Source organism: Microcoleus sp. MOSTC5, from assembly GCF_036701825.1.
Taxonomy (GTDB): domain Bacteria; phylum Cyanobacteriota; class Cyanobacteriia; order Cyanobacteriales; family Microcoleaceae; genus Microcoleus; species Microcoleus asticus.
This window is the reverse complement of the sequence record NZ_JAUBRK010000006.1, coordinates 1-15,882: the sequence shown is the minus strand read 5'-3', so window position 1 is coordinate 15,882 and position 15,882 is coordinate 1. Positions and strand designations below refer to the sequence as shown.

Sequence of the window (15,882 nt, the reverse complement as noted above, 5' to 3'; positions counted from 1 at the left end):
AAGAAAAATATATATTCCTTCTTCCCTCGAACCTCTTCCTTCTTCCCTTGAACATCTTCCCCATCAGACTAATTAAGATTTAATCATTCTTTCTAAAGCTGATTGCAAGTCTTGAGTGAGTTCGGCCACTGCTAACCTGCGGCTGGTTTGATATCCCTCCCAGCGATCGCCCACTGATATCGGTTCGCCCACGGTCATTTGTACTTGCTGTTTGCCCAACTTCGGTCGGCCGAAAGGATTTCCCCCTTTGATGCGAGCCAGTACGTCCCACAGCAGTAAAGTTGTTTCTGCCAAACGTTCTGCTGTTAGCTTTTCTTCGACGTACCTGCCCGTGACGGACACGAAACTTTCTACAAGTCTCATGTGCCACATCCGAAGACTTGCTTCTTCAGCGAGGCGATCGGCTAATCCTCTTTCTAAGGGAGAAAGTGCTGCAATATTTTTGATATCTTCTCGATAAATATAGTCCCAGCCTGCTTGTTCCAGACGGCGGCAGCGGTCTATTAAACTGCCTTTTGGCTTTAAATTAAAATATTCTTCTGCTACTTGCAAAGCCACGTCTAACAGTGCTTTCAGTCGAGCGATCATTACTTCATTGCCCGAATCGTTTGCAGTTTTTTCAGGGAGCGATAACGATGTTAAAATAGATGTTTGTGGCTGTAATGTTTTATGATAAAAACGGCTGTAAAACTCTTCCATCACTGCTAGCAAATGACCGCCCAGTCGGATAAGGCGGAGATATTGGAATTTGTGATTAGGGTTTTCGGAATCGGGATTGGCTGTCTCTAAGTTGGCGATCGCGGTGCGATCTAAGGGTGGCAGTCCGCAATCAATTTCTAATTGAGTTAAAAGTTTTTCTAGGGGTTGCCAAGGTGGGTTGACATAGCGGTATTGAATGCCGATCGGCACAATTAAAACTTTTTCAGTGCGTCCGGCTTTTAGCAAATCTTCAACGCACCAGAAGCCCATTTGAGCAATTCCCGGTTCGAGGGGGCTAACTATTTCATTGTGACCGTTGGTGGCGCCTTCTGGGGCGGCGGCGATCGGGAATTGGCTGTTGGCAAATAAATTGCGGCCAGATCGCAATCCAAGGCGATCGATTTTTCCGCGAACAATCGGAGTGCCGCCGAGGTGGGAATACAACCAGCCGACGCCCGCACCGGCCCAGAGGGGAATGCCGCGATCGTAGATAAAGTGGGAATGTACCGGGAATTTTAGGGGAATGCCTTTTGCCCGCGCCGCCTGGGGAACGAGTTTCCAAATTAGTTGTCCCAAACAGTACGGATCGTCTGAGTTGGGGTGGCGGAAGGCTAGCAAGAAGCGAACTTTCTGATTTTGAAATTGGTGGAATAGTTCGGCGAGGGTTTCGACGTTTTCGGCTTGGATGTGGCTGATATTCGTCCGAAATCGCAGCCACCAGGGGAGTATTTGCTTACAACCTTGCATCACTAGCGGGTTGTAGGCTGGTGGTATGAATTCCAGCGGCGGCTGAACTTGGCTAATTGAATTGGGCATTTTGCGATTTTAAATTTTAAATTTTAGATTTTAGATTACTAGGCTGCGGTAAAAACTTCCAATTTTTACAATGCTGAAGTTTTTTTTATTAACCGCAGAGCACGCAAAGGACACACAGGAAGAGAGGAGATAGCACAGCGTGTCAACTTAACGTCAAAAGTATTACCCGTCTTCGATTGGACACCATGTCCAATCGATCGACCACAATATTTTGGTCGGGGCCGGTTTACGGGATTTCTAGCTGATATTACAGATCGGGGGTGAACCCGCCCCGACAAGAATTACGATTATTTTACAGGACTAGATATGAACCCATCATCTTTTTTACCCCCCTGCCCTTGACAAGGGGGATGCGAGGGGGTCAATCGATTTTAGATTTTAGATTTTAGATTTTAGATTTTAGATTTTAGAATTGAAGCATTGACCCCACGGATAAATTCGGGGGGCAAGTTTCATCGGATACAGGTTTTTTATTTCTGGACGGATGAATCCGGGGGCTTGTATCCTGGATGCTTTCGGTCAGAAACTCGACTAAAAACGAGATTTATCCTCAGTTTCAGCCTTCAACGCAGATTTTTGCAGTCTAAAATCTCAAATCTCAAATCCTATTGTGCGGCTTCAAAGATCATTTCTTGGAAGTTAATGACATCCGATCGCGGATCGCAGTGAGTGACTTTGACTTCTAGCCGATCGCCTATGGCGACCGATCGACCAAATCGCATTGCCAATTCTAAACCCAACTCTTCCAATAAAATCAATCCGAGATTGCTGTCTTCCCTCAGCCAGCGCAGCATTAAAGCTTCCCAAACTTCGTCTGGGTTGCGCCGCAAATATTCCAATCCCCAATAGCGGTTTGTTTGGCGTTCGACGGTGGATGCTTCTTTAACTGCGGTGCCGAGACACATCACAATGTCCTGTATTTCTTCAGCGGAAAAAGGTAGGGGTTCGCCTCGCAGGTGGGCTTTGATTTGGAAGTGAGTCAGCAAGTCGGTATAGCGGCGGATCGGGGAAGTAACTTGAGTGTATAATTCCAAACCCAAGCCGGCGTGGCGTCCGGGGGTGAGGCCCATTTCGCTGCGGGGCATACAGCGGCGCACGGCGCAAGCGCGGGCGGGGCCTGCCGGCACTGCCAGCAGTTCTTCATCAGGAGGGAGTTCGGGCTGTGGCTGATAGCGGTATGGTATGGGCAGGCTGTGAGCTTGACCGTAGCGGGCGGCTAGTTCGCCGGCTAAAATCATCATTTCGGCTACTAGCATCCGGGCTGTGGAGTCGTCGATGACGTGGATTTTGATGTCGTCGCCGTTGACTTTGATGACGGATTCGGGCATGAAAATGCTGATTGCGCCTTGGGCTTCCCGCCATTTTTGCCGCAGTTTTGCCGCAGAGGCGATCGCTGCTATTTCCGGTTCTGCTTCGATTCCCAACTCCAGCATTTCGTCTACGTCATCGTAGGTCAAGCGGTAGGTGGGTTTTATGGTGCTGATGTGGATGCTGTAATCTTGAGCCGCGCCGATTTCGTCTAAGGTGACGCTGAAGCTGAGCGCGCTGCACTCTTTACCTTGAATTAAACTCATCGGCCCGGTTGCCAAAGCTGGGGGAAACATGGGAATCATTCCCGTGGGCAGATAAACTGTAGTGGTGCGCTTTCTGGCTTCGAGGTCGAGTTCGTCTCCGGGGGAAAGCAAGCGGGTGGGATCGGCGATGTGTATCCAGAGTCGCTGCTGGCCGTTTTCGAGGAATTCTAAGCTGAGGCCGTCGTCGATTTCGGTGGTGCTTTCGTCGTCGATCGTGTAAACCTTGAGGTGAGTTAAATCGAGACGATTTGTGTCCGAGTCGGTTGGGGGATTTTCTAGGCAGCGTTGGGCCACTTCTAATACCTTTGCGGAGAATTGTAGGGGAATTTGGCTGCGCCGCAAAAACAGGTTTTCGTGGGTACTCCAGAGGCCGAGATCGACTAGGAGCCCAAAGGCTGCTTCGGAGTTTTCGGAGCGTTCTAAGCTGGCTAAAGTTTCTAAAGCCGGGGTGCGGTGCGTTGCTTCTTCTCCGAGGAGGGCAAAGCGTTCCAGGGCGTCGAGGCGAGTTCGATCGCTGTGTTCCCAATCTACATTTTTTCCTGCCAGCCGCTGTTTGACTCGATCCCAAAATCCTTGGGATTCTTGGTGTCGCTGCTGTTCTACTTCTTGCTGGTGTTTGATTTCGGCTACTTGGGCGGCCGATCGCGGTTCGTAGCGATCGCCCTTTTGTTTGAAATACAATTTATCTGTTGATAGCAAACAGTAAGCCGCGTAACACTGGGCCGCACTGCGTTCGGAAAATAACAGCATTGCCAGGGATTCGGGATCTGTCGTTTCTCCGTCGCCGACTAGGAGTTCCCAAGCTACTTCCAAACTCGACGGATCTGAGTAGGCTTCTACTTCTTTGAGAAATTTGGGAATGTCGGAGGGTTTGTAAGTTTCTCCGACTGCTTCGTAGCTGATTTGTTTGGGCGGTATGCTGTGCGGTTGACCGTTTTCGTCTACCACGATCCAGTTTTTCTTGCCGTCGGGGCGATCGGCAACTGCCAGACGGCGGTCGCCGTGCACTCTAAATTCTACTAAGGTTCCCTTCTCCACTTGCCAGCTTTATATTTGAGATTTTGGATTTTTACAGTAGCCACTTATCGAGTTTCGAGCTTGCGATTTTAGATTTTGGATCTTGGCAATTTTTATGGTCAATTGTGACAGTTAAAATCTAATAAAAAGTTTTTCTTTTTCTTTCTTATTTTTTAACTTTTGACTTTGGATTAAGACTTGCGCTGCGGCGACTCTCAACCCTATTTCGCGATTACTTCGCTGCATTCTTGCTGCACTCTTAATAGCAGAAAGACGTTGTTTTCGCGCAAGTCTTATTCCCAGTCCAAAATCTAAAACCCAAAATCCCAAATCCTGTTAACCTTCTTGGTTTACGAAGGGCATCAAAGCTACAATTCTTGCTCTTTTGATGCTTCTGGTCAGGTCTCGCTGCTGTTTTGCCGTCAAACCGGTAATCCGGCGGGGCAAAATTTTACCGCGTTCTGTGACGTATTTTTTGAGCAAATCGACATCTTTGTAGTCGATCGGGTCTCCTGGTTTGATGGGCGAAACGCGCCGGCGAAAGTAAGTCATGGTTTGTTGTTTGTTGACTGTTGACTGTTGACTGTTGACTTAGTTTTTAGTTATTAGCCGTTAGTTGCTAGCCGTCAGTAAAGCATTTGTTAGTTATCTGCTTTTCGCGGGTTAGTCGATTTTAGATTTTAGATTTTAGATTTACTCCACAAATGAATCTGGGAGCTTGAACCTTCGTCTAAAATTTTGCGCTCTCCACTCAGGATTGTCGGGGGCTTTTACCCGTTTTTGGGCGGGTTCAATATCAATTTCCAACGACTGATGACTGATGACTAAGGACTAATGACTAATCACTACTTGATCTCTTTGTGGGCAGTGTGCCTGTTGCAATGGGGGCAGAACTTTTTGAGTTCCAGCCGCGCCGTCGTGTTGCGGCGGTTCTTGGTGGTGGTGTACCGAGACACGCCTTTTGAGCGTTTGCTTACGTTTGTACGGCACTCAGTACACTCTAGAGTAATTATGATGCGGACGCCTTTAGCCATAATTCTAAATAAATTTCGACTAATTTAAACACAATTTATTATCTTCTCACATTGCTCTGCACTTGGTCAAGCAATCTTCTAACTTTGATATCTAGGGAGTAGCCGCGGCGGGTTCCGACGACGATCGTCCCGCCGATGCGATCGTGGAAAGCTTGGGGAAACCTTTCGGCGGAGGTGAGGGCAACGCTACAGTCGATCGCCAGAGGCAGCATCAGCAGCAAGACGGCGGCGTTGGTAGATGTGAGTCCAGCTATACCTGCGAAGGCTAAGCCAGCGCAAATGCCCAGCAATGCCTCGCGCTTGCACAGTTCTTGCACTCCGGGAGTCCGTTGGAATCGGGTATCGGCAATTTTCATGTCTAAAGCCCAGCGCCCGAGACTTTGACCTTTGTTTTTCCTGACGATGGCTACGCGCAGGATCAGCCACAGCAAAACAAAAAATATGGTTTGGACGATCGCATTAGTGCCCAGAAGCAAACTGGGCAGCCAAACTGCGATTCCGTCGATGCAGAGGGCCGCGGCGCGGCGGCCGACGGATACTTTGGGAAGGAGAGGAACTAGGTCGGAACTCATAGGCAAAAAGGTCGATCGCCACTAGCAACTTTTTCATCTTAAGCTGTGGAATAATCGATCGGCATCTATGGCGCGTAACTCAACTTCCAAGCCAACCGCTAATTATTCAAGCTGAAAATGGATTTTCGCCAATTCCCAACTGCGTTTTCGACTTTTCCACCTGTTCCCACAGTGTTTGGATCTGAGTAAATGCCTGTTCCACAGAGATTTTACCGTTAGATGTCAAGGAACTGATGTAACCCACTCTCTGAGAAAACTCTTGTAAATTCGCATTAAATACCACATTCTCTGGCTTTACTTCACCGTAATAGCGATTTTGAGGATATAAAAAATTTGAATTTGCTACCATTGCTTTAACCTCGGATGAAAACTTGTTTCCTGAACTTATCAAGATTATTATAAATCGCGCTTCCCTTCTCAAGTTGTGCTGTAAGTAGCAAAAATCATGTGATATTTTGGGAGTTTTTTTGTGATGGCAATTACACCGAGAGATGTGGGCGACAAAAACCTAAGTAACTTCACGTCGTATAAAACTTACCCATACGGGGTCAAGAATCAGGTTTCTGGGTTAAAGCTTATAACTTCCGATTAGGCGTCAAAACGTTGCTTTTTTTCGTCCAGGACTGACTTATTAAAATAAGTGACAAAAACTCCGAAAGTGGATATGATTATTGCCGACATAAATAGTTCTACTTTTAGACGGAAACTGCGTAATGTCTCCCAATGCGCGATCGCCTCATCCCAAACCCCGGCTAAGGCAAGTGTTAATCAGACTTGCCATCGCCGTAATTGCTGCTGCTGTTATCGCCTTCAAAATTCCTCACTCCTTAATTCCCGTGTTTAAAGAATCCGTATCCGAAGCAACGCCGCCGCCAGAAATCCAGAAGGTGCTCCCCGACCGGCGCAAAATTGTGACAGTGGGCGACAGCATCACCGAGGCAAGAAAATACCCCGGAGGTTACGTTGTCTGTGAGTGCTAAGTTTGAATAGTAAAACCTGCTTTTGGTCAAGCAGGGAGTGCTGGAATCCCTAAGCTTTTAGCTACTACGAAGTAGTATAGCATTGACAATCAAAATCAGCCACATTTTTTAAGTTGTAAGTGATTTAGTCCTTAACTCTCTGCTAGATTGCTTTTAGCTCTTAATAAGAGCATGGTAGTGGTTAAGAAGTTAACTTTTATTTGCGGTTTGCTTTCCACCCTGTCCACTTTACGTCAAGTTTCTCGGCTCAATATCAAGGTTAAAAATACAATGACACAATGCACTAACAAGGCATTGGACAGTAATTCGCAGGAGGTTTTATGGCAATGGTTGACTACTCGCTTTTCACATTGAAGCTTTGCTCGGCACTAGGCTGCGGGCTGATGGCTGGAGTCTTCTTCGCCTTCTCGACGTTTGTGATGAAAGCCCTTGCCCGACTCCAACCAGCACAGGGTATTGCCGCCATGCAAGCCATCAATATAACGGCGATTAATCCGTTATTTATGACGGCGCTATTCGCAACGGCTGTTGCTTGCATCTTTCTGGCTATCTCCTCGCTGTTAAAGTGGCACCAACCCGGTGCCGCTTACTTGCTCCTTGGCAGCCTGCTCTATATTGTCGGTACTGTAGGAGTGACGATGGCGTTCAATGTGCCGCTAAATGATGCGCTGGCGACTGTCGAGCCAAGCAGCACTGACGGTGCGGGCCTATGGGCTAGATACCTTACCGAATGGACGTTCTGGAATCATGTTCGGACGGCTGCGGCGCTGGCGGCATCGGCTTTGCTTACCATTGCGCTCAGTTATCGAGCAGTACAATTTTAATTTGACATTTTTAATTTTGAGCGATCGCGCGATAGATGCGATCGCAAAAACGAAATTTATTTAGGAGGGTAATTATAATATGGTTGTGCTGGTGGAGGGTCATATTATCGAACTGTGCTAAGAAAAACATACGCGATCGCCAAAAAAGCAGAGCGCCACAATTTGGCAAAACTAATAACCTGTGCGGTTATATTACTGCCTGCAAACCTCGCTTTTTCTGCTCCTACTTACTTGGGTAGCGAAACAATTGCTGAGGCTGACAGCGCTAAATTTACTCAAAAGGTTAACATCATCCTGGCTCAAGAAAGCACCCAGGTGCCGCTCAGCATTCGGTATGGTGGGACAGAAGCTAGGGGAGGCTTTGTCCTCATGCAACTTACTGCACCCAATCGAGATACAACTCAACCGGCTTACGGTGGCAAGCTTCGTTTCTACGATGTTCATCTTGCCAAAATGTTTGAAACTTCCCATTTTTTGTGCCAGCAGTTTAGAGGCGTTTCCGGTTATGAATGGGTTTATTCAGCAGGTAATGGAAGTATTCGCATGGGAAACTTTAGAATTCCCTGTAGTTTAGCTAGCGAAATGGCTTCAACCTACGGCTTAGGTAAGCCAGAACGCACAAGCATTGCCAAAGATACTGAGGGGGGTCCTCCTGAATCAGATGTCTATTCTATTCCGATTTTAGACATCACCGGTTCTAAGGTTCAGCGGTGGATGAATTTTGTGCAAAAGCTTAAACCGACTAGCAGGGATATGTAGCGACCTGCAATACTAAACACTAAAACCTGCAATAAACGTCATTCCTCAGCGTTCGACCGATCGCAAATCGACCGATCTCGCCGAACGTCTCACGCCGAAGTCCAGGATTGTTTGCAACTATAGCGAAATTGATGGCTCACTCTCAGAAGACTCAGGCTAAAATCTACGATTAAAGTGAGGACACGCATCAAATAGGCTCTTTTTTATTCTTCCTTCTTCCTTATGTCTGCAAATGCGCGATCGCCCCGTCCCAAATCCCGGCTGAGGCAAGTTTTTATCAGACTTGCGATCGCCGTAATTGCTGCTATTATTGCTTTCAACATTCCTCACTCTTTAATTCCAGTGTTTAAAGAATCCGCATCCGAAGCAACGCCGCCGCCAGAAATCCAAAACGTGCTGGCGGGCCGGCGCAAAATTGTGACAGTGGGCGACAGCATCACCGAGGCCGGAAAATACCCCGGAGGTTACGTTTGGCTGCTGCAACGCTATCTGAATGCCCTTTATCCCGATCGCAAAATTGAAATCGTCAACGCCGGAATCTCCGGTAACAAGGCGACGGATATGCAAGCGCGCTTCCAGAAAGATGCGATCGACCAAAAGCCAGATTTAGTGATGATTAATGTCGGAGTCAACGACGTTTGGCACTCTTTTTTTGACTTCCAAAACCTGCGCTTTTATCCGCAAGGCAAGTTGCCCACCGGAGTACCACTGGCACAATATCGGGAGAAAATAACTCAAATGGTGCTGGCGGCAAAAGCCGCAGGAATTCGAGTTGTACTGCTTTCTCCTACTCCTATCGGCGAAATTCTCGACTGCCCAGAAAATCGCAGGTTGCAAGAGTATATTGCCGCGATGCGAGAAATTGCGTTGCAGAATCAGTGCTTATTTATCGATTTGAATGCACCTTTTCGGGAAGTTATCGGCACGTATCAAAAGCACGCGGGTAAAACTTTGAATTTGTTAGCGGCAGATGGAGTTCATCCCAATCCGTCGGGATATCGAATTATTGCTTTTACTATCTTGCGCGGTTTGGGCGTACCCGCAAAGGATATTGAGAATTTGGAAGTCAAACATTAAATCTTTGAATTTAGTTAAGTGTTGACTATTGGCTGTTGGCTGTTGACGGTTAATTGAAAGTATCGAGGTACAAGCCCCCTGATTTATTTCTGGGGTAAATTCTTCAAATATAAAATCATTCACTTGGCGGATGATACCGCTTCAACCAACAGCTACCAATAATAACTAAAGCCACCACAACTATAATTTCTGTCCAAAAAAACGAAAGGAAATCGCTGGCAGTGCCCACGGGCGGCACCCCCGGTTGAGCATTGCGAATAGCGGGAAAAGCAAACAGCATCACAGCAGTCCAACTCAGCATTCCCACTTCCGGCAACTTCCCAGATTGCATCACTTTTAATGCTAGCAAAAGTGCCATAGTTGACAGCACCCACATGATCACAATAATCACTAAGGCAAAGAATTTCACTGGCAGCGAGCGAGTTGCAGAAACATCGATATAAATAAAGATAGATGAATTCTCTTCCATCGGCTTATAACTGATGTCGAAACCGGGAACATCGGCATTAAACTTAAATTCCAGAGGTACGGGATTCAGTTCAAAGGGAGCAAACTTTTTACCAATCGAAGGCAGCGGGTCGATGGAAATAGCTACTTTAGCAATGTGCTTGTCAAACGGATAATTATTAATTTTTCCCTTGACTAAGTTAAATTTTAATGCAGGGACAATCATCGGTTTGCCTTCTTTAAAGGTAATTTCCGAATCCTGTACATTTGCGCCGTTAACTGTCATTAACAAGTCTTGAGCCGGGTAAGTTGGTCCTTTTTTATAAATACCTTTGAGTTCAAACTGCAAGCGAGTTTCTAATTCGTTTTTAATGGGATCAACTGCAATTACCGCCATTTTGACTTCTACCAAGCCTTTGAGGGGCGCAGCGGTATCTTGAGACGGTCTGTAAGGCTCTTGGGCGTTAGCATTGTGAGAGTAAATAAATAAGATAATTGCCAAACTTACTGCGAGGCTGCAAATTAAAATAAGTATTTTTTTGAGTTTAAATTTGTTGACAGTTTGCATTTATTATGGATATTTTACATTTTGATTTGTTGTTAGTATTTCCTGCAGTCTGCCAGTCCGCCAGTCCGCCAGTCCGTCAGGGGTTAAAACTTGTGTCTCATAGCTAAAATCGGTGAAAACTGACATCTTGCCCCATTTTCAGGAACAGGCTTTTCGGCCTGTCCCACAAAGAGTGAATTTCTTGTGGGGTGGGCCCCAGATCCCGCTCGTAAAAGGCTTATTGAGAATGGTGCAAAATCTCAGTTAAAACTGACATTTTGCACCATTTTCAGGAACAGGCTTTCCGGCCTGTTCCACAAGAGTTCAATTTTCCTTCTTGTGGAGTGGGCAGGAGAGCCCGCCCATAGTAGCGCAACTAGGAACCGATAGGAAGCAGTACATTGGGTGTAAAACTGCCGTGCAAACCGTAGGGAATGTGCTGTTTTAAATGCAAGCGCGCTAGGGGCCCTTTGGTGATGTCGCGAGCATCTAAAATCACTAAGGTCGATCGATGATGAGCTGCATCATACATTAAAACCAGCAGCCAGCCGTCATCCTCAGCAACAGCACCGGGACGGGTAACAAACACAGGTTCCCCCGCAAAACCGCGCGGTGCCGCACTCCAAATTTGCCTTTCACCAGTCACGAAATCAATTTTGAGGATAGCTTGCAAAGGAGCATTTCCCGTGGGAGAATCCGCAGCACCGATATAAAGATATCGGTAAGGTTGTCCGACATTATTAGGATGCAAAGTTGGAAACTCGCAGCACCGAGTTTCAACAACTTGATGCTGCACGGTTTTGTCTTGCAAATTTAACTTAAAGCGCCACAATTCGCCCGCTGGAACGCTATCAAAATCAATCTCGCGAAAATCGCCGTCTGCTTCTACAGTTGGAAATGATTCGTAACAAACTGAATCTACAAAAACTTCGCCTCCTTCTTCCCATGCGTTGCAGTGGTGGAAGACAAAACAAGGTTCCGTTTCTAATATCTTCACCTCGTCAGTGCCGTTGCGGGGAATTAAAATTGCTTGCGTTGGCTTGTTTGGCGAAAATTGAATGCACTGGGAGGCACTCCGAAATCCTAACAAGAAAAGCAGCGGATTGAAGCTGACGGGATTTTGGAAGAATATGCAGTAATTCGGGGTAATTACCATGTCGTGCAGGAAGGCAAAACCCGGTATTGCATGGGCGTGACGCTGCAAAAGTTTGCCGCTTTCGTCGAGTTCGTAAATCGTGATGGTACTCGACAAACCGGGCTTGACGGAAAAGTTGACTAATCTGTCTCCTTTGCCATTTTTCCCTTTTTCAATTCTCGGGTGGGCGGCGAAGGCTTCACCGGGTTCCAAGATGCCGTCTAGGGTATCTAAGCCGAGTGTTTCTAGGCTGCGGGGGTCGAGCCTGTAGGGCTGTGCTGCTTCCCAAAGTGCTAGCAGTTTGTCGCCCCAATAAATGATGTTGGTGTTGGCAATATTTTTGATTTTGACATCAAAGATGTTGGCTAGCCAGCCGCCCGGTTTCTGTGTGCCGAAAACGCCTCGGTGGAGGATTTTTCCGGCTTTTTGTTCGGCGAGATAGCCTTCTGTGTGTATGAATCGGTTGCGGAAATGGGCGCGACCTTCGGAAATTGCGATCGCACAAACCATCCCGTCGCCGTCAAACGGGTGGTGGATGCGCTGGCCGTTGACATCCAATAATCCGGGCCCGTTGCGAAAGAATGTGCCTTGCAAGCCGGCGGGGATTTCGCCTTCTATGTTGTCAATCCAGTAGTCGGACTCGTTGGGTTGGGATTCGTAGCCGCGCTGCCAGTCTGTGCGATCGTAGGATGATTTTGGGGCGGCTGTTTGAGATGCGGAAAGTTGTAAGTTTTGCATTGGTGTTACGGGAGCGAATTTTTTAACCGCAGAGAACACAGAGAGCGCAGAGAGGGTGAAAGTCGAAGAATGGGGAAACACAGTTAAATTCAGCCGTGTATCCGTGTCAAAAGCCGTGTATGCCTGCCTTTATTTGCTATCTGCGGTGCGGCTTTGTGACCTTACTGTCGGTACTAAGTCGGGAAAGTATTCGGGAATGAAATGCTGTCCGCCTGGTTTGGAAGTGCCCAGTTCGGGTTCTAATACGGGAAGAGACTTTTGAGAGTTTGGATCGTTGCTTTCTGTACTCTCGGCGGGCAGCCAATTTAAGAACAGTAGGGGCAGAAGTGTGGACAGGTTTGTGATGATGACTAGCAGCCAGAGGTTATCGAAATTGCGATCGGTAATTCCTAGCAAGTGGGTCAAAAGTGCACCGCCTTCGTGGGACAAAAGTCCTGCTAAATTTACGATTGACATCAGCAGCGCAAATAAAGTTGCTTCGACGCCTGGGGGACACAAGCGGGCGGAGAGTATCAGCACCGGCATATAAGCAATTTGTCCGATTACTGTCAGGATCAGGCTGTCTCCGATGCTGAACCATCGATCGTCAATTCCTAAAGCTCGGTTCGCATGAGTTACTAATAATAAAGTAGTCATGCCCAAAACAGTCGCCATGACCGTTGACCAGCCAAAAATTACTCGAAATGGAACTGTTTTGAGGAAGCGCTGAAACAGCCAGACGCCGGCGAGGGCGGCAATGCTGGTAACGAGACGCACTCGGCCGAGAAATTCTGGTTGAAAGCCTAATTCGTTGGTTGTGAAAAAGAAGAAGGCCGAGTCTGAACTTGGGGTGGCTTGCAAGACGAAGAGAAAGGCGGTTGGCAGCCAAATTGATTTTTGGGTAACAGCTTGCCGCAGTTTTTTTAATTGGTCTTTGACACTTTCAAAGTCGGTTATTTTGTTGGTTTTTTCTTCGGTAATTAACCAAGCTGTTGCTGATACAATGAGCGGGAAAGATGCGGTGATTAAAAATATGGTGTGGGTGCTGAAGTGTTGCAGCAGGAAACCGCTGAGGTAGGCGGTAATTAGTCCGCCGAGGGCTGAAGCGCCCCAAGACAAGGATTGCAGGGAACCGGCGTCGGTAACGGATTCTTTTCTGGCCCTTTCGACTACCAGGGAGTCGGCGATGACGTCGCTGACGGCGAGGGAGAGGGAACTCAGGGCGATCGCCCCTGTAGCGGCAAGCGGTGTGTGTACAATTGTAGCGAGGCTCACCCATGCTGACGTTCCCAGCAGCCCGGAGAGGACGATGTAAGGGCGTCTGCGGTAGCCGAATATCGGCAAGCCGTCGGACATGAAGCCGAACACGGGTTTGATAATCCAAGGCAGGGCTACGACGCCCAGCATTGCCGAGACTTCTGCCGGACTCATGCCGAGTTCGTCTTTGAGAAAGAAGCTGACGGCTAAGCGGGCGAGTCCGAGAATGCCTTGGACGAAGTAAATCAGTAAGATGGCTATGAGTTCGGGGGTTGGCTCATTCCCAAAGAATACTTTTTCTTTTAAAGATTCTTTGAGTTTGCTGACGCCGGAGGGGGAAACGAACATTTGAGCAATATTTCTTAATGAATCTCAATATTTATAACACATTCTTAATGAGTTGGGGGAACTGTCGGAGGTGGGAGGCGAAAGTGGCGGGGAGCTGGTAAGTGCTATAAAATTGTATTTATCTTGAATTTAAGCGTGTTTTGTAATAATAAAAACAGAAAAACGAACCGCGAAGGAAGAGAAAAAAGAGAAAATTTACAACTGCTGTCAGACCTGTTATATGATTATCCATCCTGAAAATGTGCCGAAAATTACGGGTTCCAAGTACCCTCAGCAATTCAAATCTGCTGTGGCGGGCAGAGTAAAAAAACGCTTGGGCGATGCTGCCGGATTGCAGAATTTTGGGGTAAATTTGGTGAGACTTGCACCGGGAAGTTGTTCTGCTCTCAGGCACTGGCATTCCCGTCAAGATGAGTTTATCTATGTTCTGGAAGGGGAAGTTACTCTGATTGTAAATTCGGGAGAGCAAGTGCTGAAACCGGGTATGGCGGCGGGTTTTCCGGCTGGGGATGCTGACGGACACCATTTAGTCAACCGCACGAATTCAGATGTTGTTTATCTGGAAATTGGCGATCGCACTCCGGGAGATAGTGCCGAATATCCCGATGACGATCTAATTGCGAAAGCTAACGGGAATAGTTGGATTTTTACTCGCAAAAATGGCGAGGTTTATGAGAGCTGAAAATTTATGAGTCAAGTGAATCTTTGGACTTCGGCGGAACACGCTTTGTGGTATCTTGCTAAAGCTGATGGAATTCCTCACCGCACTGAAGGTGAAGCGGTTTTGTTGGAGGAAGTGCCGAAAAATGTTAAGCGAATTCTGGATGTGGGCACGGGAGACGGGCGCTTGTTGGGTCTGCTTAAGTGCGATCGACCAAATGTTGAATGTGTGGCGATCGACTTTTCGCCGACAATGCTGGAAAAAGCCAGAATTCGCTTTGCTGATGACCAGAATGTCACGGTAATCGAGCACAATTTTGATGAATCGCTACCGGATTTGGGCAAGTTTGATGCAGTTGTTTCTAGTTTTGCGATTCATCACGTAATAGACGATCGCAAACGTTCGCTTTACGCTGAGATTTTCGAGCTTTTGGAGCCCGGAGGCATTTTTTGCAATTTGGAACACGTAGCGTCAGCAACTCCGGCTTTGCATCAAAAATTTCGAGAGGCGCTGGGTATTAGCGATTCGCCAGACGATCCGTCTAATAAATTGCTCGATATGGAAACGCAATTGCGGTGGTTTAGAGAAATTGGTTTTACCGATGCAGACTGTTATTGGAAGTGGCGGGAGCTCACTTTGTTAGTTGGTGTCAAACCTGTTTAGCTGCGGGTAAGGACTGCATTTTCGTGTTCTTTTAAAATTGGAAATAGTCACAATTAGTAAGGTGCGTCCGATTTTTAAACCCTCAATAATCGTTCTAGAAATTTACCTGAAGCACCCTAAAGCTTGATTTTAGTATGCCAGTTGCTTAAGTCCTGAATATAAGAGGTTGCTGTCGTAGTAGAAGTCGATCGCGAACAGTTCTGGTTATTTGAAAATAACCAACAGAGTATTGAGGAGAGAACAGGCGAACTCTTAACCCAAACGATACAGAAAGCAACCGTTTTTTGGAGTAGCAAGCAAATTGAACCTCCAATTTACACTTTTAGTTAGTTGGGATGGCAGATATTGTCCGGTCGATCGCACATTGGGATATTACCCAGTTAGAGGGCTGTTTTAAGAGTTATTAACCAAACGATCGAATTAACAACAAACAAAAAGGTATAAAAAATATAGATTGATGGAGCGCACATAGCTCTCCATAAAGAAGGCATTTTAAGTTTTTTTAACGAACCGAGCGGGTGAACTAGACCTTCCGGTATTGAACGGGTATTAAAACTTTCATCTAAGGCGCTTTCATTATTCAAGAATTGGGTAACTGCATCGGCTCTTTGTATGTAATAAAATTGCACCCTCCAGTAGGTCGCTTCTAAAAACCAGAAACCAAAAATTATAACGTATCCTAGGGCGTCGGTTCAGTATTAGGAGTTGACAAAAAAAGGAATTTATGAAATTAGCCAGTGCATGAGTTCGAGTCT

15 protein-coding genes are annotated in these 15,882 nt (G+C 46.9%); 6 read left to right on the top strand and 9 right to left on the bottom strand.

The window, feature by feature from the left end; genetic code table 11:
* Positions 1-72: 72 nt before the first annotated feature.
* The 6 genes from QUA54_RS03955 to QUA54_RS03930 form a co-directional block, all read right to left on the bottom strand.
* The gene (locus tag QUA54_RS03955; RefSeq protein ID WP_333413426.1) at positions 73-1,515 is read right to left on the bottom strand and encodes a 1-acyl-sn-glycerol-3-phosphate acyltransferase; all 1,443 of its coding nucleotides are present in this window, start codon (positions 1,513-1,515) and stop codon (positions 73-75) included.
* A gap of 605 nt (positions 1,516-2,120) precedes the next feature.
* Entirely contained in the window at positions 2,121-4,127 is a 2,007-nt protein-coding gene (locus QUA54_RS03950) for a ribonuclease R family protein (protein WP_333413424.1), read from the bottom strand.
* Between the two features lie 315 nt (positions 4,128-4,442).
* Positions 4,443-4,658, bottom strand: coding sequence for a 30S ribosomal protein S18 (gene rpsR / locus QUA54_RS03945; protein WP_006631377.1), 216 nt, complete (start codon positions 4,656-4,658; stop codon positions 4,443-4,445).
* A gap of 293 nt (positions 4,659-4,951) precedes the next feature.
* Positions 4,952-5,140, bottom strand: coding sequence for a 50S ribosomal protein L33 (rpmG, locus tag QUA54_RS03940; RefSeq protein ID WP_172186750.1), 189 nt, complete (start codon positions 5,138-5,140; stop codon positions 4,952-4,954).
* Between the two features lie 38 nt (positions 5,141-5,178).
* Entirely contained in the window at positions 5,179-5,712 is a 534-nt protein-coding gene (locus QUA54_RS03935) for an RDD family protein (RefSeq protein WP_333413422.1), read from the bottom strand.
* Positions 5,713-5,818: 106 nt separating this feature from the next.
* Positions 5,819-6,061, bottom strand: a complete 243-nt coding sequence (locus QUA54_RS03930; RefSeq protein ID WP_172186752.1) for a DUF7219 family protein — start codon at positions 6,059-6,061, stop codon at positions 5,819-5,821.
* Between the two features lie 364 nt (positions 6,062-6,425).
* Here QUA54_RS03930 and QUA54_RS03925 point away from each other — a divergent pair, with 364 nt between their 5' ends.
* The 4 genes from QUA54_RS03925 (at position 6,426) to QUA54_RS03910 (ending at position 9,352) form a co-directional block, all read left to right on the top strand.
* Entirely contained in the window at positions 6,426-6,692 is a 267-nt protein-coding gene (locus QUA54_RS03925; RefSeq protein WP_333413420.1) for a hypothetical protein, read from the top strand.
* Positions 6,693-7,012: 320 nt separating this feature from the next.
* On the top strand, positions 7,013-7,516 hold the full coding sequence (locus QUA54_RS03920; RefSeq protein WP_333413418.1) for an anthrone oxygenase family protein: 504 nt from the start codon (positions 7,013-7,015) through the stop codon (positions 7,514-7,516).
* Positions 7,517-7,630: 114 nt separating this feature from the next.
* Positions 7,631-8,275: a hypothetical protein gene (locus QUA54_RS03915; RefSeq protein ID WP_333188563.1), complete on the top strand. Its 645-nt coding sequence runs from the start codon at positions 7,631-7,633 to the stop codon at positions 8,273-8,275.
* A 222-nt stretch (positions 8,276-8,497) separates the two neighbouring features.
* On the top strand, positions 8,498-9,352 hold the full coding sequence (locus QUA54_RS03910; protein ID WP_333413416.1) for an SGNH/GDSL hydrolase family protein: 855 nt from the start codon (positions 8,498-8,500) through the stop codon (positions 9,350-9,352).
* 115 nt (positions 9,353-9,467) lie between these two features.
* On the opposite strand, the gene QUA54_RS03905 is transcribed toward QUA54_RS03910, so the two are convergent.
* From QUA54_RS03905 to QUA54_RS03895, 3 genes are all read right to left on the bottom strand, one after another.
* Entirely contained in the window at positions 9,468-10,367 is a 900-nt protein-coding gene (locus QUA54_RS03905) for a DUF4436 family protein (protein ID WP_333413414.1), read from the bottom strand.
* A 355-nt stretch (positions 10,368-10,722) separates the two neighbouring features.
* Positions 10,723-12,219, bottom strand: coding sequence for a carotenoid oxygenase family protein (locus QUA54_RS03900; protein ID WP_333413412.1), 1,497 nt, complete (start codon positions 12,217-12,219; stop codon positions 10,723-10,725).
* Between the two features lie 129 nt (positions 12,220-12,348).
* Entirely contained in the window at positions 12,349-13,803 is a 1,455-nt protein-coding gene (locus tag QUA54_RS03895; protein WP_333413410.1) for a folate/biopterin family MFS transporter, read from the bottom strand.
* 220 nt (positions 13,804-14,023) lie between these two features.
* Between QUA54_RS03895 and QUA54_RS03890 the strand changes: the two genes are divergently transcribed.
* Positions 14,024-14,485, top strand: a complete 462-nt coding sequence (locus QUA54_RS03890) for a cupin domain-containing protein (RefSeq protein ID WP_333413408.1) — start codon at positions 14,024-14,026, stop codon at positions 14,483-14,485.
* A 6-nt stretch (positions 14,486-14,491) separates the two neighbouring features.
* Positions 14,492-15,127, top strand: a complete 636-nt coding sequence (locus tag QUA54_RS03885) for a class I SAM-dependent methyltransferase (protein ID WP_333413406.1) — start codon at positions 14,492-14,494, stop codon at positions 15,125-15,127.
* The last annotated feature ends 755 nt before the right edge of the window (positions 15,128-15,882 follow it).